Annotated in this window: 16 protein-coding genes and 1 pseudogene; 13 read left to right on the top strand and 4 right to left on the bottom strand. The window is 33.4% G+C overall.

Annotated features, from left to right (window positions below; translation table 11 throughout):
* Nucleotides 1–106: 106 nt before the first annotated feature.
* Nucleotides 107–415: a metal-sulfur cluster assembly factor gene (locus tag ACA31_RS07485; protein ID WP_057512710.1), complete on the top strand. Its 309-nt coding sequence runs from the start codon at nucleotides 107–109 to the stop codon at nucleotides 413–415.
* A gap of 73 nt (nucleotides 416–488) precedes the next feature.
* Nucleotides 489–964, top strand: a pseudogene (locus ACA31_RS07480) (SGNH/GDSL hydrolase family protein); the annotation flags it as partial.
* A gap of 224 nt (nucleotides 965–1188) precedes the next feature.
* Here the strand turns inward: ACA31_RS07480 and ACA31_RS07475 are convergent.
* Nucleotides 1189–1608 (bottom strand): nuclear transport factor 2 family protein, encoded by a 420-nt coding sequence (locus ACA31_RS07475; RefSeq protein ID WP_057512708.1) that lies wholly within the window; start codon nucleotides 1606–1608, stop codon nucleotides 1189–1191.
* A gap of 288 nt (nucleotides 1609–1896) precedes the next feature.
* On the opposite strand from ACA31_RS07475, the gene clpB reads away from it, so the two are divergent.
* Complete coding sequence (clpB, locus tag ACA31_RS07470) at nucleotides 1897–4506, top strand: ATP-dependent chaperone ClpB (protein ID WP_057512707.1); 2610 nt, start codon at nucleotides 1897–1899, stop codon at nucleotides 4504–4506.
* 296 nt (nucleotides 4507–4802) lie between these two features.
* On the opposite strand, the gene ACA31_RS07465 is transcribed toward clpB, so the two are convergent.
* Nucleotides 4803–4997: a DUF2929 family protein gene (locus ACA31_RS07465; protein ID WP_057512706.1), complete on the bottom strand. Its 195-nt coding sequence runs from the start codon at nucleotides 4995–4997 to the stop codon at nucleotides 4803–4805.
* 233 nt (nucleotides 4998–5230) lie between these two features.
* Between ACA31_RS07465 and ACA31_RS07460 the strand changes: the two genes are divergently transcribed.
* From ACA31_RS07460 to ACA31_RS07450, 3 genes are all read left to right on the top strand, one after another.
* Nucleotides 5231–6172 (top strand): beta-ketoacyl-ACP synthase III, encoded by a 942-nt coding sequence (locus tag ACA31_RS07460; RefSeq protein ID WP_057512705.1) that lies wholly within the window; start codon nucleotides 5231–5233, stop codon nucleotides 6170–6172.
* Between the two features lie 11 nt (nucleotides 6173–6183).
* Nucleotides 6184–7428, top strand: coding sequence for a beta-ketoacyl-ACP synthase II (fabF, locus tag ACA31_RS07455; protein WP_057512704.1), 1245 nt, complete (start codon nucleotides 6184–6186; stop codon nucleotides 7426–7428).
* Nucleotides 7429–7659: 231 nt separating this feature from the next.
* Complete coding sequence (locus ACA31_RS07450) at nucleotides 7660–8892, top strand: MFS transporter (RefSeq protein WP_057512703.1); 1233 nt, start codon at nucleotides 7660–7662, stop codon at nucleotides 8890–8892.
* A 54-nt stretch (nucleotides 8893–8946) separates the two neighbouring features.
* On the opposite strand, the gene ACA31_RS07445 is transcribed toward ACA31_RS07450, so the two are convergent.
* Nucleotides 8947–9321: a DUF3899 domain-containing protein gene (locus tag ACA31_RS07445; RefSeq protein WP_057512702.1), complete on the bottom strand. Its 375-nt coding sequence runs from the start codon at nucleotides 9319–9321 to the stop codon at nucleotides 8947–8949.
* Nucleotides 9322–9565: 244 nt separating this feature from the next.
* Between ACA31_RS07445 and opp3b the strand changes: the two genes are divergently transcribed.
* From opp3b to ACA31_RS07420, 5 genes are read left to right on the top strand one after another with little or no spacing between them, the layout of a single operon-like run.
* Nucleotides 9566–10492, top strand: a complete 927-nt coding sequence (opp3b, locus tag ACA31_RS07440; protein WP_057512701.1) for an oligopeptide ABC transporter permease — start codon at nucleotides 9566–9568, stop codon at nucleotides 10490–10492.
* Nucleotides 10492–11559, top strand: coding sequence for an oligopeptide ABC transporter permease (gene opp3C / locus ACA31_RS07435; RefSeq protein WP_057512700.1), 1068 nt, complete (start codon nucleotides 10492–10494; stop codon nucleotides 11557–11559). Before opp3b ends, opp3C begins: the two co-directional genes overlap by 1 nt.
* 17 nt (nucleotides 11560–11576) lie before the next feature.
* Nucleotides 11577–12659: an ABC transporter ATP-binding protein gene (locus ACA31_RS07430; protein ID WP_057512699.1), complete on the top strand. Its 1083-nt coding sequence runs from the start codon at nucleotides 11577–11579 to the stop codon at nucleotides 12657–12659.
* Nucleotides 12649–13593: an ABC transporter ATP-binding protein gene (locus ACA31_RS07425; RefSeq protein WP_057512698.1), complete on the top strand. Its 945-nt coding sequence runs from the start codon at nucleotides 12649–12651 to the stop codon at nucleotides 13591–13593. Before ACA31_RS07430 ends, ACA31_RS07425 begins: the two co-directional genes overlap by 11 nt.
* Nucleotides 13594–13613: 20 nt before the next feature.
* Nucleotides 13614–15266, top strand: coding sequence for a peptide ABC transporter substrate-binding protein (locus ACA31_RS07420; RefSeq protein ID WP_057512697.1), 1653 nt, complete (start codon nucleotides 13614–13616; stop codon nucleotides 15264–15266).
* 382 nt (nucleotides 15267–15648) lie between these two features.
* Here the strand turns inward: ACA31_RS07420 and trpS are convergent, their stop codons facing one another.
* On the bottom strand, nucleotides 15649–16638 hold the full coding sequence (gene trpS / locus ACA31_RS07415) for a tryptophan--tRNA ligase (RefSeq protein WP_057512696.1): 990 nt from the start codon (nucleotides 16636–16638) through the stop codon (nucleotides 15649–15651).
* Between the two features lie 303 nt (nucleotides 16639–16941).
* Here trpS and spxA point away from each other — a divergent pair, with 303 nt between their 5' ends.
* A complete protein-coding gene (spxA, locus tag ACA31_RS07410; RefSeq protein ID WP_002483765.1) occupies nucleotides 16942–17337 on the top strand; it encodes a transcriptional regulator SpxA in 396 nt (131 codons plus the stop codon).
* A 349-nt stretch (nucleotides 17338–17686) separates the two neighbouring features.
* Nucleotides 17687–18406 (top strand): adaptor protein MecA, encoded by a 720-nt coding sequence (mecA, locus tag ACA31_RS07405; protein WP_057512695.1) that lies wholly within the window; start codon nucleotides 17687–17689, stop codon nucleotides 18404–18406.
* Nucleotides 18407–18538: the final 132 nt, after the last annotated feature.

The following is an 18538-nucleotide window of genomic DNA, read 5'->3' as shown; positions in this document are numbered from 1 at the left end:
TCCTTAATCTTTGATAATTGATGTATGAATATCATAGCATTTTATTGGCGTTTTGTAAGATATTTGATATATTGTAAATAAGATTAAATACGAAGAGGTGAAATTTATGGAGGAAGATTTAAAAGATAGCATATTAGGTGCTTTAGAAATGGTAATTGACCCTGAGTTAGGTATTGATATTGTGAACTTAGGCTTAATATATAATGTGAATGTTGATGATGAAGGCTTATGTACAGTAGATATGACACTGACTTCTATGGGGTGTCCAATGGGACCACAGATTATGAATCAAGTGAAAGAAGTATTAGCTGAAGTTCCGGAAGTTAAGGAAACAGAGATTAATATCGTTTGGAGTCCACCATGGGGCAAAGATAAGATGTCTCGTTACGCTAAAATTGCATTAGGCGTAAGTTAAGATTTAATATTTAGAATAAAAACTAGTCTAGTAAGTACGTTTTTTAATGTACTTTTACTTAGGCTAGTTTTTTGTATATTCGAATTTAAAGTCATTTAAAAGATTTATTGGTGATTCCGTTATGGTTGATATCGGACAACATTTAAACACGCATGTGCCTAATGCTGAAATTGATGGTAAAGTTGGACGGAATTTATATGCTGCTATACCGTTAGTAGAAAGACAATATAATAAAAAATATGACCACGTCGTAATAGAATTAGGTACAAGTGGGGATTTTTCTAAAGAACAATTAGATGAATTAATTGGCAAATTTGGTAGTGCTAAAGTTTATTTAATAAACACGCGTGTACCAAGAAATTATGAGAGTCACGTTAATACGTTGATGAATGATGCAGCTAAAAGCAGGATAATGTCACGCTCATTGATTGGTACAAACGTTCTGAAGGTCACGCTGAATACTTTGCACCAGATGATATTCATTTAGAAAAATCAGGTGTTAAAGCTATGACTGATGAAATATTACAACATATACATTCCAAAAAATGATAAATGAACAGAAAGTAATATGTAAAAGTTTATGATTAAAATCAATAAAAAAGCAATCCCAATTTTTGAGGACAATCAGAATGTCGACAAAGTCTTAGGTTTTGTCGACAATTTTTTGCATGTTTTCGAAGACTATACTTCAAACTGCAGTCTTTGTCTAGTGCTGTATTAATTAGTCAAGAGTGGTCATAAAGTACTGCATAATTAATTGAATACTTTATACTTTAATATTTTTTATCTTCTTCATGAATAGGGTAGTCATTTGCGCTCATATCACGTCTTGTCATGAGTCCACTGGCATTAAATTCCCAATGTTCATTACCATGTGTACGCATCCACTGATTTGTAATTGCATCGCGCCATTCATATTCAAATCTAACGGATATACGGTTGTCAGTATAGCACCACAATTCTTTCATTAATTTATAATCTAGTTCTTTATCCCATTTTCTATAAAGAAATGCTTTAATTTGCTCACGACCTTCGAAAAATTCGCTGCGGTTTCTCCAAATTGAGTCTTCTGTATATGCTAGGCACACTTTTTCTGGATTTCTAGTGTTCCATGCAGCTTCTGCTATTTTTACTTTTTCCAGGGCGGTCTCCGCATTGAAAGGTGGGACAGGCGCTTTGATTTCTTCAGTCATTCTCAAACACATCCTTCATTGTAAAGTTACAAATAGTCTAGCAGAGTATGTTTTTTAATCAAGTTTTTACAATGCTATTTAAAAGTATAAAAACAGTGTTTAAGCAAAGTGGAAAATGGGCAAAACACTGATATATATTGACTTAGAATTGAATAAGATAAATTTAGAAATGTAGACTAATTTGTTGATTATTTAATTGAAAAAGACTATAATTAAATTAAGGTCAAAGAAAGTCAAAGTCAAACTTGATTTGCTTTGATCAAACTCTTAATGGAGAGGTGAATCATTTTGGATATTAATCAAATGACTTATGCAGTTCAAGATGCTTTACAAAAAGCAGTTGAATTAGCAAAAGAAAACGAGAACCAAAATATAGAAATTGAAGCTGTACTTAAATCAGCACTTGAAGAAAATGAAAGCCTATTTAAAAGTGTTCTAGAAAGAGCAAATATTGATACAGAACAACTTGTTAAAACATACAATGAAAAATTAAAAAGTTACCCATCGATTCAAGGAGATAACGTTCAATATGGACAATATATTAGCCCTAAAGCAAATGAACTTATAAATAAAGCTGAAGTATATATGAATTCCTATGAAGATGAATATATATCTATGGAACATCTTATACTTTCAGCCATGGAAATTGACGATACGACACAACAGTTTGTTGGTAATAAAAAAGAAGTCATTGAAGAAATTATTAAAAAAATAAGAGGGGGCAATCACGTGACATCACAAAACCCAGAATCAAATTATGAAGCGTTAGAAAAATATGGTCGCGATTTAGTCGAAGAAGTCCGTAAAGGTAATATGGACCCAGTCATTGGTCGTGATGAAGAAATTAGAAATACAGTAAGAATTTTAAGTAGAAAAACAAAAAATAATCCAGTGTTGATTGGTGAACCAGGTGTTGGTAAAACAGCCATAGTTGAAGGTCTCGCTCAACGTATTGTGCGTAAAGACGTGCCAGATTCTTTACTGGATAAAACAATTTTCGAATTAGATTTAAGTGCACTCGTAGCAGGTGCCAAATATCGTGGCGAATTTGAAGAACGTTTGAAAGCAGTGCTTAAAGAAGTGAAAGATTCAAATGGCAGAATTTTATTATTTATTGATGAAATCCATATGCTTGTTGGTGCGGGTAAAACAGAAGGCGCTATGGACGCTGGGAATATGTTAAAACCTATGCTGGCACGTGGCGAATTACATTGTATTGGTGCAACAACGTTAAATGAATACAGAGAATATATCGAAAAAGATTCGGCTTTAGAACGTCGTTTCCAAAAAGTGAATGTATCTGAACCTGATGTAGAAGACACTATTTCAATTTTACGTGGACTAAAAGAGCGTTACGAAGTATATCACGGTGTCCGCATACAAGATAAAGCAATCGTAGCTGCAGCAGAATTATCAGATCGCTATATCACAGATCGTTTCTTACCTGATAAAGCGATTGATTTAGTGGATCAAGCTTGTGCAACAATCCGTACTGAAATGGGTTCTAATCCTACTGAACTAGATCAAGTCAATAGACGCGTAATGCAATTAGAAATTGAGGAAAGTGCCTTAAAAAATGAATCTGATAATTTAAGTAAACAGCGTTTACAAGAATTACAACAAGAATTATCTAATGAAAAAGAAAAACAAAATGCGATACAATCTCGTGTTGAAGAAGAAAAAGGTAAAATAGCAAAATTACAAGAAAAACGTACAGAATTAGATGAAAGCAGAAAAGCATTAGAAGATGCTGAAAATAATTATGATTTAGAAAAAGCGGCAGAATTACAACATGGTAAAATTCCTGAATTAGAAAAAGAATTACGTGAACTTGAAGACGCATTCCAAAATGAACAAAATGGTGATAATGATCGCATCATTCGTGAAATTGTAACAGATGAAGAAATTGGCGATATTGTTAGTTCTTGGACAGGTATACCAGTATCTAAACTTGTTGAAACTGAAAGAGAAAAATTATTAAATCTATCGGATATTTTACATGAACGTGTAGTAGGACAAGATAAAGCGGTAGATTTAGTTGCAGATGCTGTTGTAAGAGCGCGTGCGGGTATTAAAGATCCAAATAGACCCATTGGTAGCTTCCTATTCTTAGGCCCAACAGGTGTCGGTAAAACAGAACTAGCTAAATCATTAGCGTCAACTTTATTTGATTCTGAAAAACATATGATTCGTATTGATATGAGTGAATATATGGAAAAACACTCAGTTTCACGCTTAATCGGTGCACCTCCAGGTTATGTAGGTCATGATGAAGGTGGACAATTAACCGAAGCTGTTCGACGTAACCCATATTCAGTGATTTTGTTAGATGAAATTGAAAAGGCACACTCAGATGTATTTAATGTGCTTTTACAAATATTGGAAGAAGGTCGTTTAACGGATTCTAAAGGTCGAGAAGTTGATTTTAAAAATACAATTATTATTATGACAAGTAATATAGGCTCTCAAGTACTATTAGAAAACGTTAAGGATTCAGGTGTCATCACAGATGAAACTGAAAAAGCTGTGATGAATAGCTTAAACCAATATTTCAAACCAGAAATTATCAATCGTATGGATGATATTGTACTCTTTAAACCATTAACAATTAGCGATATGAGTTTAATTGTAGATAAAATATTGACGCAACTAAATATCAGACTTATGTCACAACGACTCTCCATTGATGTGTCTGATAAAGCAAAAGCATGGTTAGGGGAAGAAGCATATGAACCACAATTTGGCGCCCGTCCATTGAAACGCTTTGTTCAACGACAAATTGAAACACCACTGGCACGTAAAATGATAAAAGAAAACTTAACAGAAGGTACAAAAGTAAACATAGACTTATCTGATGATGGGTTGACATTTGAAGAAATTAAACCAGACACAGAATAAGAAGAACATTAATGAGCAAGCGTTTGATAAGTAAATCATTTAAATAGTGCATCGCCTTAAAATAATCATAACAACTCAATAACAGGATGGGTGTAGAATATAAACAAACCAATTGCTATAAAAGCATTTGGTTTGTTTATTTTATAGGTGTTTTTCTTTATTACATGACTTAGGAAGTTTTCTAAAAAAATAAAAGTTATCTAAATGTTTTATATTTTTAAAAATTTAGTACAAAAAATGCCAACGAAGTCAGGGACTTTGTTGGCATTTTATACGAGTCTAATTGTAGACGTGTTCTAATGTTGTTCCTTTGTATTATCATTATTGCCTTTAATAACCATCTCAAATAATACAATAATAATAGTGAAAAATATTGCGCCTACAATAGGTGTGATGAGGTTAAGCTCGCCACCACCTGCTAAACTATTAAGCACAAAGTTAATCATTTGCAATAAGACAATAGACCAAAATAAAGTTGCGAGGTATTTCATTATGTAATGCCTCCAATATAATATATATAAGTTCATTATAAATAAGAAAGCGTTATTTGTATAGTAGTAAAGTAAGATTACTAGTTTTATATTGTTATAATATAAGTTTTAAATTATAATTAATCTGTAAAACATCTTATATGTTAGGTGTTGTTCTTGTATTTGAAATGTGTATTATGTTAAATTAATACCTGGTATTAAAATTAAAAATAAGATTGAGAAGGTGTACAACCATGGACGTGGGTATTAAAGGTTTTGGTGCATACGCACCTAAAAATGTCGTAGACAATACCTATTTTGAATCATTTTTAGAAACTTCAGATGAATGGATTTCACAAATGACTGGTATTAAAGAGAGAAGATGGGCTGATGAGGATGAAGAAACTTCAGATTTAGCTTATCAAGCAAGTTTAAAAGCGATAGAAGATGCACAAATCGAAGCAAAAGATATCGATATGATTATAGTTGCGACATCAACAGGAGAATTTCCTTTTCCTACAGTTGCGAACCTGTTACAAGAGAAATTAGGTGTTGGTACAGTTGCCTCGATGGATCAACTTGCTGCATGTAGTGGCTTTATGTATGCCATGATTAACGCTAAACAATTTGTTCAGTCAGGAGACTATAAAAATATCCTTGTTGTTGGTGTAGATAAATTATCTAAAATCACAGACTTTACTGACAGATCAACAGCAATATTATTTGGTGACGGTGCTGGCGCAGTTGTAATTGGAGAAGTATCTAAAGGTCGTGGTATTTTAAGTTATGAACTCGGCTCTGATGGCTCTGGTGCTAAACATTTATATTTAAATCCCGAAAATGGGAAAATATTTATGAATGGTCGTGAAGTATTTAAATTTGCAGTAAGAATTATGGGTGAAGCCTCTAACAATGCTATAGCTAAAGCAAATTTAAAACCAGAAGACGTGGATATGTTCGTACCACACCAAGCAAATATAAGAATTATGGAATCTGCAAGAGAACGGTTAGGCATTCCAAAAGAAAAAATGAGTGTTTCTGTAGATAAATTTGGTAATACATCTGCAGCTTCGATTCCTTTAAGTATCGCTCAAGAATTAGAAAATGGTAAGATTAAAGACGATGATGTCCTAGTATTAGTAGGATTTGGCGGCGGTCTTACATGGGGCGCAGTAACACTAAAATGGGGAAAATAGGAGGATAAAATATGACCAAAGAACAACGTGTTGTAATAACAGGAATTGGGGCATTATCACCTCTTGGCAATGATGCTAAATCAACGTGGAATAATGCTTTAAACGGGGTAAGTGGTATCGATACAATTACACGAGTAGATACAACAGATTATAACGTTCATTTAGCCGGAGAGCTAAAGGATTTTAATATAGAAGATCATATGCCTAAAAAAGAAGCACGTCGCATGGACCGTTTTACGCAATACGCAGTTGTGGCAGCTAGAGAAGCGGTTAACGATGCTAAATTAGAAATTAATGATAATACAGCTAATAGAATTGGTGTATGGATTGGTTCAGGTATTGGTGGAATGGAAACTTTTGAAATTTCGCATAGCACATTAATGAACCGCGGTCCAAAACGAGTAAGTCCTTTCTTTGTACCAATGCTTATTCCAGACATGGCAGCAGGACAAGTATCAATTGATGTAGGTGCTAAAGGACCTAATGGTGCGACAGTGACAGCATGTGCAACAGGTACAAATTCAATTGGTGAAGCATTTAAAATTATTCAACGTGGAGATGCAGACGTAATGATTTCAGGTGGGGCTGAAGCGCCTATAACGCATATGGCGTTAGCAGGTTTCAGTGCAAGTCGTGCCTTATCTACAAACGATGATAAAGAAACAGCTTGTAGACCATTTCAAGAAGGTCGTGATGGTTTTATTATGGGCGAAGGCGCTGGTATCGTAGTTCTTGAATCTCTAGATTCAGCTCAAGCGCGTGACGCAGAAATTTATGCTGAAGTAGTAGGTTATGGCTCAACAGGTGATGCACACCATATTACTGCACCTGCCCCTGAAGGCGCAGGCGGCTCACGTGCTATGCAAGCTGCTTTAGATGATGCAGAAATAAAAGCTCAGGATGTACAATATCTTAATGCACATGGTACGAGCACACCTTTGGGTGACTTAACAGAAATACAAGCAATTAAAAATACTTTTGGAGAAGCTGCTAGATCATTAAAAGTGAGCTCAACAAAATCAATGACAGGTCATTTACTTGGTGCTACAGGTGGGTTAGAGGCAATTTTCTCTGCACTTTCAATTAGAGATAGTCGCATTGCGCCAACAATCCATGCAAATTCCCCTGATCCAGAATGTGATCTTGATATTGTACCAAATAAAGCAGAAGACTTAGAGATTAATTATGCAATGAGTAGTAGTTTAGGATTTGGTGGACACAATGCCGTACTCGTATTGAAAAAATACAATGACTAAATCTATAAACTTCATTTAATTTTAAAAATTAAATTTAATATGCCTGAGATATACGTCTACAAATGAACTAAAACAGCCGAAATTTTAAATTTCGGCTGTTTTTATATTGGATTTATATTGTTTTTCAGTAGTGTTCACAAGCTTTCGATATTTGCAATTATAAAAATTATATGTATACAACAAAGGATTAATGTATAATGGGAATAATTTAGCAGTCAGGAGGGGTGGAATTTGAAGAAATTTATGACGTTATCAACAACATTGAAAACAAGACTAATAGCAGATTTCATCTTGACTGTAGCGAGTCAAGCGATTTTACCCTTTATGGCTTTATATCTAACAAGCAAAACAAATGCAGTATTTGCCGGCACCTTTTTAATCACAAATATTGTAGTTAGTTTTTTCGTGTCTTTTCTAGGCGGATACTTAGGAGATAATTATAATAGGAAGAAAGTTGTTAATTATATACATTTCTTATATGCCATATGCCTAATTATATTAAGTATAACTGTAGATATGGACGGTATCGGTTTAATTATTTTTTGTGCCACAGTATTTATTTTTGAAATTTTATTTGCGGCGAGTCAACCTATTTTTGAAGCGGCCATCATGGATGCGATATACGAAGAGGTAAGGGAATATGTATATCAAGTCAATTATTGGATGTTTAATATTAGTACGGCGATAGGGATGATGTTAGGTGCATTACTATACTTAGGTCACAAGCATTTATTATTTATTATGTTTTTCTTCGCTATGATAGTGAGTTGGTATTTATTTGAAAAATATTATGATGTAGAACAAATTTATAATAAAAAAGAAGCACTGACATCTCGCTTTAAACATTTTGTGAATAGTTATCGTGTTGTGCTTAAAGATAGATATTATATGATTTTTAATTTAGGAATGATGCTGGTGTTTATGGCAGAACTTAGTTTAAATTCATATGTCGTAGTTAGATTGAAAAATGAGTTTGAAGCCTTTCATTTTTTAGGTTTTTACATAGATGGCGTAAGGATGTTTACTGTCATTATGATTATCAATACGATGGTGGTAGCAACGTTAACTTTTACAGTGAACCGACTGATAGCGCAAACTTCTAAAAGAGCTGTCTTTATCATCGGTATAGTGTTGTATACGATAGGTTATAGTATATTGACGTCAGCCAGTGCATTTTGGATATTGTGTTTCTTTGCAATCATTGCAACGTTAGGAGAATTAATTTATTCACCAATTCAAAATGCGCAACGCTTTTTAATGATACCTGACGACAAACGTAGTACATATTCTACATTTGGCATGGTATCTTTTTATGGAGCCAATGTATTATCTCGATTTGGATTAATTTTGGGGGCATTTTTACTGCCATGGATGATGTCAGTCTATGTTGCTATAGTTGTATTAATTGGTTTTGTTTTACTTTACTATGCTTTATTTTTTAACCCCAATATAGAAACAAGATAATAAAAAGACTGCATTAGATATTGTTGAAAAATGAACAATATCTAATGCAGTCTTTTATATTGCAAAAGAAATAACAATAGAGAGTAATAAATAAAATAAATTACAAACAAATGCAATTTTAACCCATGGCGTAACAAAATAATTTTCTTTTTTTGCTTGTGTTGGTTTGAAAAACGCGTCATTTTTGAGTGTGTCTTTATGTTTTTTGTTAGTAAGTTGATATTTCAATCTTCTAAAACCATAGCTGGTAGGATCTAAAATGCCTTCTTGAACAACGATAATGATGAAAAAGAAGATAGCCAATGAAATGGAAATATAGAAAAAAGTATTGATGTAAAGAACCAAAGTATGTGAAGCAAATAGCCAAACTAGCAAAGAAAGTAAAGGTGTAAAAAGTATCCAAAGTAGTAAACTTGTTATGTGCTTCATATTAATTCCTCCAATTATACAATAAATTTATTGTAACTTAATATATCTAAAAAATGAATAAAAACTTCTATAAATTCAATTATATCAACACTTGTATAAGATTATAAAATAAAATGTTAATAAATTCTTTAATAATGTAAAGCAAAACAATATTGCTTTACACGTAAAGTAAAAGTATAATGTTAATAAATATTCTGAATATTTCAAAGGGAATGTTAATTCTGAATTTAAAGGGGGATAAAATATGCTTAAGTATGTTTTAAAGCGTTTGGGATATATGATTTTATCATTATTCATAATCATTACGATTACATTTTTCTTAATGAAGCTTATGCCGGGTTCACCATTTAACGATGAAAAATTAAATGAAGAGCAGAAGCAAATTTTAAATGAAAAGTATGGTTTGAATGAACCTGTACCTGTACAGTATGCAAGTTACTTAAAGAATGTCGTTACAGGGGATTTTGGTAACTCATTTCAATATGATAACCAACCTGTATGGGACTTAATAAAACCAAGACTATTACCATCGCTTGAAATGGGACTGACAGCTATGGTTATTGGTGTGATATTAGGGTTGATTTTAGGGGTTATAGCAGCAGTACGGCAAAACAGTTGGGTCGATTACACAGCCACCGTCATTTCGGTTATTGCAGTATCAGTACCATCATTTGTTTTAGCAGTATTGCTACAATACGTATTTGCAGTTAGATTACAGTGGTTACCAGTTGCAGGTTGGGAAGGCATATCGACCGCGATACTGCCATCACTAGCACTATCAGCCGCAGTATTAGCAACGGTGGCAAGATACATAAGAGCAGAGATGATAGAAGTTTTAAGTTCGGATTATATCTTGTTAGCACGTGCAAAAGGTAATTCAACAATGAGAGTACTATTTGGACATGCATTACGAAATGCATTGATACCGGTTATTACGATTATTGTACCGATGTTAGCAAGTATCTTAACTGGTACTTTGACAATTGAAAATATTTTTGGTGTGCCAGGGTTAGGGGACCAATTCGTGAGATCAATCACTACGAATGACTTCCCAGTTATCATGGCGACGACAATTTTATTCAGCACATTGTTTATTGTCTCCATTTTTATTGTAGATATTTTATACGGTTTAATTGATCCGCGTATCCGTGTACAAGGGGGTAAAAAATAATGGCTGATAAAAGAGATGAAAAATTAACAGATGATCATTCAAATGCAGTTATGACACATACTTCAGAAGGGATACCGGCAACTGATTTTATTAGAAGTAAGAATGACATTGATAAAGAACCAGAAATGCAAAGAGAAAGTAAAAACTTTTGGCAAGATGCATGGACACAATTGAAACGAAATAAATTGGCCGTAATTGGGATGATTGGCCTAATCCTCATCGTACTACTAGCATTGATTGGACCTTTAATCAGTTCACATGACTATGCAGAACAAGATGTAGAAAGACGTAACTTACCAGCTAAAATACCTGTGCTAGATAAGATACCATTCTTGCCATTTGATGGTGAAGGCGCAAAAGGTATCGATGCTTATAAAGAAGCAGGCGTTTCAGAAAACTTTTGGTTTGGTACAGATCAATTAGGTAGAGATTTATGGTCAAGAACTTGGCAAGGTGCGCAAGTATCATTATTCATTGGTGTGGTAGCAGCTTTGCTCGACATATTTATAGGTGTTGTGTATGGTGCGATATCTGGATTCTTTGGAGGACGGATAGATAATGTCATGCAGCGTATTATAGAAGTGGTTGCTTCGATACCTACATTAATTGTAGTTATTTTATTCGTATTAATTTTCGAACCATCTATTTGGACCATCATTTTAGCCATGGCACTTACAGGTTGGATTGGTATGAGTCGTGTGGTACGTGGTGAATTCTTAAAATTAAAAACACAGGAATTTGTCTTAGCGTCTACAACATTAGGTGCATCAAAATTGAAATTAATATTCAAACATATTTTACCTAATACACTTGGTGTTATCGTAGTAACTTCTATGTTTACAGTACCTAATGCCATATTCTTCGAAGCGTTCTTAAGTTTCATTGGTATTGGTGTACCTGCGCCTAGAACGTCATTAGGTTCGTTAGTTAATGAAGGAAGAGCAATGCTGTTAATTCACCCGCATGAACTATTTATACCAGCATTAGTATTAAGTTTATTAATTTTATTCTTCTATTTATTTAGTGATGGATTACGCGATGCATTTGATCCTAAAATGCGCAGATAAAAAAGGGGGCAACATTTATGTCAGAACGAATATTAGAAGTGAATAATTTGCATGTTTCCTTTGATATCGATGCTGGGGAAGTGCAAGCGGTTAGAGGTGTTGATTTCTTTGTCGATAAAGGTGAAACACTCGCAATTGTTGGTGAATCTGGTTCGGGGAAATCAGTTACAACAAAAGCAATCACTAAGTTATTTCAAGGTGATTCAGGGAGAATTAAAAAAGGTGAAATTAATTTTCTGGGTGAAGATTTAGCGAAGAAATCAGAACAAGAATTAATCAAACTTAGAGGTAAAGATATATCTATGATCTTTCAAGATCCAATGACTTCTTTAAACCCAACGATGAAGATTGGAAAACAAGTTATGGAACCATTGATGAAGCATAGAAATTATAATAAAACAGATGCAAAAAAACGTGCTTTAGAAATATTGAATTTAGTAGGTTTACCAAATGCAGAAAAACGTTTCACTGCCTATCCGCACCAATTTTCAGGCGGACAAAGACAAAGAATTGTTATTGCAACAGCACTTGCATGTGAACCTAAAGTATTGATTGCTGATGAACCAACAACTGCTTTAGATGTAACGATGCAGGCTCAAATCTTAGAGTTGATGAAAGAGCTTCAAGATAAAATCAGTACGTCAATTATATTCATTACACATGATTTAGGTGTGGTTGCGAATATCGCAGATCGTGTGGCAGTAATGTATGGTGGTCAGATGGTAGAGACTGGAGATGTAGATGAAATATTCTATGATCCTAAACACCCATACACTTGGGGGTTATTATCATCAATGCCAGATTTAACAACAGGTTCAGAAACAGAATTGCTAGCTATACCAGGGACACCACCAGATTTATTACATCCACCTAAAGGAGATGCTTTTGCAGAACGTAGTCAATTTGCATTAGATATAGACTTTAAGACACCACCACCTTGGTTTCAAGTATCGCCTACACATTTTGTGAAATCGTGGTTGTTGGACGAACGCTCACCTCGTATTGAGCCACCAAAAATGGTGCAGAAACGTTTACGTAAAATGCCCAATAATTACGATAAACCTCAACAAGTAGAAAGGGTGTCGTTCGATGGAGAATAATAAAGATGTGCTATTACAAGTAAAAAACTTAAAACAATATTTTAATGAAGGTAAACGAAATGAAGTTAGAGCCATAGAAAATATTTCTTTCGATGTATTTAAAGGGGAAACATTTGGTTTAGTAGGAGAATCAGGTTGTGGTAAATCAACTACAGGTAAAGCCATTATTAAATTGAATGATATTACAGATGGAGAAATTCTATATGAAGGCGTAGATATTCAAAAGATAAAAAATCGTAAAGACTCATTGAAATTTAATAAAAAAATACAAATGATTTTCCAAGATCCCTATGCATCATTAAATCCGCGTTTAAAAGTTATGGATATCGTAGCTGAAGGTATTGATATACATAAACTTGCCTCTGGTGTTAAAGATCGTAAGAAACGTGTTTATGATTTATTGGAAACAGTAGGACTAAGTAAAGAGCATGCGAACCGTTATCCACATGAATTTTCAGGGGGACAGCGACAACGTATCGGTATTGCGCGTGCATTAGCAGTGCAACCAGAATTTATTATTGCTGATGAGCCGATATCTGCGTTAGACGTTTCTATCCAAGCGCAAGTTGTAAACTTGTTATTAAAATTACAGAAAGAGCGTGGCATTACATTCTTATTCATCGCCCATGACCTTTCAATGGTGAAATATATTTCTGACAGAATTGCAGTGATGCATTTCGGTAAAATCGTTGAGTTAGGCAGTGCTGATGAAATTTATCATCATCCTATGCATCCTTATACCAAATCTTTACTTTCTGCTGTACCACAGCCAGATCCTGAAAGCGAAAGAGTGAGAAAGAGAACGGTTTTTAAAGAAGATGCAGCGAACAATGACAAACGTTCATTGCAAGAAGTGCGACCAAACCACTATGTATTTACAACAGATGAAGAAGCGAAAGAACTGCAATCTGAAACACGTGAAACTTCTGTATAAAAGGGGAAAGGGGGATTATGATGAAAAAGTTTAAGTTATTTACGATACTTATTGCGTTAACAGTAGTATTAGCAGGTTGTAGTAGTGCTGAAGGTGTATACTCGGATAAAGGACAAGTATTTAGGAAAGTGTTACCACAAGATATTTCATCATTAGATACAGCATTGGCAACTGATACAGTGACATTTGATTTATATAACCAAATTTATGAAGGACTATATACATTAGATAAGGATGATAAAGCGCAACTAGGCGTGGCAAAAGCATTACCTAAAGAAAGTAATGATGGTAAAACACTAACGATTGAATTGCGTAAAGACGCTAAATGGTCGAATGGTGATCCAGTTACTGCGCATGACTTCGAGTTTGCATGGAAGCGGGTAGTTAATCCTGATACAGCATCTGAATATGCCTATATTATGTACGATTTGAAAAATGCGGAAGATATTAATATGGGCAAAAAAGATGTGGATGAATTGGGTGTTAAAGCACTAGATGACCATACATTAAAAGTGGAATTAAATAAACCCATTCCGTATATTAATGAAATGCTCGCTTTTGCTACATTTATGCCACAAAATGAAAAAGCTGTGAAAAAAGCGGGACAACAATACGGGACGACGGCAGATAAAACAGTGTTTAATGGCCCATTTAAAGTGAAAGACTGGAAGGTTGAAGATAAAATACAAATGGTTAAAAACGATAACTATTGGGATAAGAAAGAAGTTCATTTAGATCGCGTAAATTACAAAGTGTTGAAAGATCAACAGGCTGGAGCTTCACTGTATGATACTGGATCTGTAGATGATACTGTCATAACAGCAGATCAAGTAGATAAATATGCGGATAATCCAGGGTTGAAAAAACGTTTATTAGCAAGTACTTTTTATATTAAAATGAACCAAGACAATGTTCCGGCATTTAAAAATAAGGATATGAGACTTGCAATTTCACAAGCAATTAATAAAGAAGGCTATGTAAATGCTGTTAAAAATAATGGTTCGGAAGCTACAAATGGATTCACAGCGAAATTAACTGCTAAAACACCTGATGGAAAAGATTTTACAGAATCTATCGATTCACCATTAAATTATAATCCAAAAGTAGCAAAAAAGCATTTGGAAAAAGCTAAAAAGGATTTAGGCATCAAAGAACTGACATTTACGATGAATACAGAGGATACTGCAGATGCGAAAATATCAGCGGAGTATATCAAAGCTCAAGTAGAAAAAACGTTGCCTGGAGTTACTTTGAAAATAAAACAATTGCCATTTAAGCAAAGAGTAAATCAGGAACATTCAGAGACATTTGAAGCTTCATTATCTGGTTGGGGACCTGATTATCCAGACCCTTTGACATTTTTAAATATAATGACGAAAGGCAATCCATCAAACAATACGGGATGGGATAATAAAGAATATGATCAATTAGTTGAAGATGCGAATGGTAAATTATTGAAAAAACCAGAAGAACGTAACGACGCTATGAAGAAAGCAGAAGAAATTTTATTAAATGAAGCGCCTGTTGCACCTGTCTATCAAAAAGGGGAAGCGCATTTAACAAATCCACAAGTTAAAGGCTTAATCTATCACCAAATTGGTGGAGATACATCTCTGAAAAATGTAAGAATAGATAAAAGTATTAGTCGCGAAAGTGGTGAAAAGAAAGAATAAATAGTATTGATTTAAAAAATTGAAGCAAATATTATAAACAGCACATCAACCTAAGGTTGGTGTGCTGTTTGTTTTCATATTAAACTAAAATTTCACTAGTACACTAGTAAGTACTTATTTGAAATCGAGACAATCTTTCTTAATCATTTAGTTATACATTCGTTTTGCTTGTATCCCTTTAAATCAGTTCAATCGACTATGATGAATGAGTGATTATATTTTTTAATTGGCAGATAGTTTGGCCACTTCTGTGGAAAGAGTACTCGCCAAAGATTACAGGATGAGGCTGTAACCACGGAAAGTGAGCACAAAAAAATGCCAACAAAGTCACTGACTTTGTCGACACTTTAGCGGATTCTAATCAAATAGAATGTTTTTTAAATTATCTTTTGCGACCTAAGCCCATAGCTTTTTCCATTTTCTTCAATGTTTTGAAAGAAACTTTTTGTGCTTTATCTCTACCATTATCTAAAATAGTATCTAATTCATCTGAATTAAAATAGTAATCATATTTTTCTTGGAAATTTATTAAGAATTCTTTTACGATTTCTGCTAAATCTGATTTAAACACACCATAATTAGAGTCTTTATATTTAAGCTGTAGTGACTCTAGAGATTCATCAGTTAAACTAGAGTAAATTGATAATAAATTAGAAATACCAGGTTTGTTATCTCTATCAAATTTTATAATACCATCTGAATCTGTTACAGCACTTTTGATTTTTTTAGCTGCAGTATTAGGTTGATCAAGTAAAGAAATAAAGTTTTTTTGATTGTCATCACTTTTACTCATTTTTCTAGTCGGATCCTGCAAACTCATGACACGACCGCCAACTTTTGGTATACGAATTTCTGGTTTAATTAATATATCGTTAAAACGAGAATTAAATCTATCTACTAAATTTCTTGTTAATTCTATATGCTGCTTTTGGTCATCGCCCACAGGGACAATATTGGTGTTATAGATTATAATGTCTGCAGCCATTAACGGTGGATATGTAAGTAAACCCGCTGGAACGCCTTCAGACTGTTTTGTAGCCTTATCTTTGAATTGTGTCATACGTTCTAATTCTCCAATAGAGGAAATCGAAGTGAGCATCCAACTCGCCTGTATGTGCGCTGGTACTTCTGATTGTATGAATAATGTAGATTTCTCTGGGTCAATACCAGAAGCCAAATAAATCGCTGCAAGCTGCCTTGTTTGCTTACGTAACTTCAAACGATCTTGTGGAACAGTAATCGCGTGCTGATCCACGATGCAGAAGAAACAATCGTAATCGTCTTGTACTTCACCGAATTGTTTCAATGCACCAATGTAATTACCAAGTGTTGGAATACCACTAGGCTGGATACCTGAAAATAATGTTTCCATTTTTAGATGCCTACCTTCTAAAATTAAATTTAATATATATTACGTATATTATAACAGTATTTCAATCATTTGTAATTTATGTTAGACTGTAGACATATCAATATTTCTACCTAAATTTATGGAAATTGCTTTTATTTTAAATTTTTTGATAGAAATTAAAGAATTCTCATTTAATTTTAATGTTGAAAGGGTATACTTTAATTGTAAGGTTAAGGAAGACAAAGTTTAATTGAAAGTTTCTTAATCATATAAATATTGAAATCTAATGAATTTAAATTCATGAAAAATAGGAGAGTGAGATGTATGGTAACATTATTTACTTCACCAAGTTGCACATCTTGCCGTAAAGCGAAAGCATGGTTACAAGAACATGACATTCCGTATACGGAGCGTAACATTTTTTCAGAACACTTAACAATTGACGAAATCAAACAAATTTTAAAAATGACTGAAGACGGAACAGATGAGATTATATCTACACGTTCTAAGACTTACCAAAAGTTAAACGTTGATATTGACGCATTACCACTTCAAGATTTATATTCAATTATTCAAGATAACCCTGGTTTATTACGTCGTCCAATTATTTTAGACGAAAAACGTTTGCAAGTTGGTTATAACGAAGATGAAATTAGACGTTTCTTACCAAGAAAAGTACGTACGTTCCAATTGCAAGAAGCGCAACGTATGGTTGACTAAAACAAATCATAATTTACAATATTGGCCATAAAGTAGCACATTTATGATGTTGCTTTATGGCTTTATTATATTTAGTGTAACAAATAGACTCAGAGTGAAGTCAAATGAAGCGATTATTTTATATTTCTATACTTTCTTTTGAAAATAATTAGACATTTGACTAAAGGATAATAAAAGCGAAACAGCACTTGGTATTTAGTGCTGTTTTTTTGGCTTATGCTAGGGTATGTGTTAGTATAAGAGACCAATTAGGAAATAGTAAAAATCACTGAAACAAATCAATTGTAATTATTACTACGTTCTAATACAATAATGATTACTATTCATCGACTGTAAGGAGTGAGATGATATGAGAATAGAGCGTGTTGACGATACTACTGTTAAATTATTTATAACATATAGTGATATAGAGGCTAGAGGTTTTAAACGTGAGGATTTGTGGACAAATCGCAAGCGTGGTGAAGAGTTCTTTTGGAACATGATGGAAGAAATTAACGAAGAAGAAGACTTTGTAGTTGAAGGACCTTTATGGATACAAGTACATGCTTTTGAAAAAGGTGTTGAAGTAACAATATCTAAGTCTAAAAATGAAGATCTTATTAATATGTCAGAGAATGGTGATAACGAACAACTTGATTATCAAGTAAATGATTTATTATCACAGACGTTTGATCAAGATGATAGTTTAGAAGATTTATTTGAACAACGTCAACAACAAAAAGAAGGCGACCAAAATCAAGAAAATAACGACAACAAGCAACAAAGCACACGTACAGTAATTGTTAAATTTAACGATTTAGAAGAAGTGATTGATTACGCGCATCACAACAATCAATCGATAGATGACTTTGAAGATTTATTATATAGTTTTAATAATATATACTACTATGCTGTTCATTTTGATGAAACAGTGGATCAAGAATCAATTAATGATAGTTATAGTCAATTACTTGAATTCGCATATCCTACTGACAAATCAGAAGTATATTTAAACGACTATGCAAAAATTATTATGAGCCATAATGTCGCGTCACAAGTACGTCGTTATTTCCCAAGTGTGACAGAATAATATAAATGTTTTGAATTTAAAATTAAGACCTGCTGAAATATAATTTTCAGTAGGTCTTTTTGTGTACCTTATTTTATTTAATGTTCAGTTGTCAGTGGCAGATAAATATTTTTCTATAATCAACATATTTTA

Source organism: Staphylococcus sp. NAM3COL9 (assembly GCF_001431205.1).
Lineage (GTDB): Bacteria > Bacillota > Bacilli > Staphylococcales > Staphylococcaceae > Staphylococcus.
The sequence above is the reverse complement of the archived record's forward strand: the minus strand, read 5'-3'. Positions and strand labels throughout refer to the sequence as shown.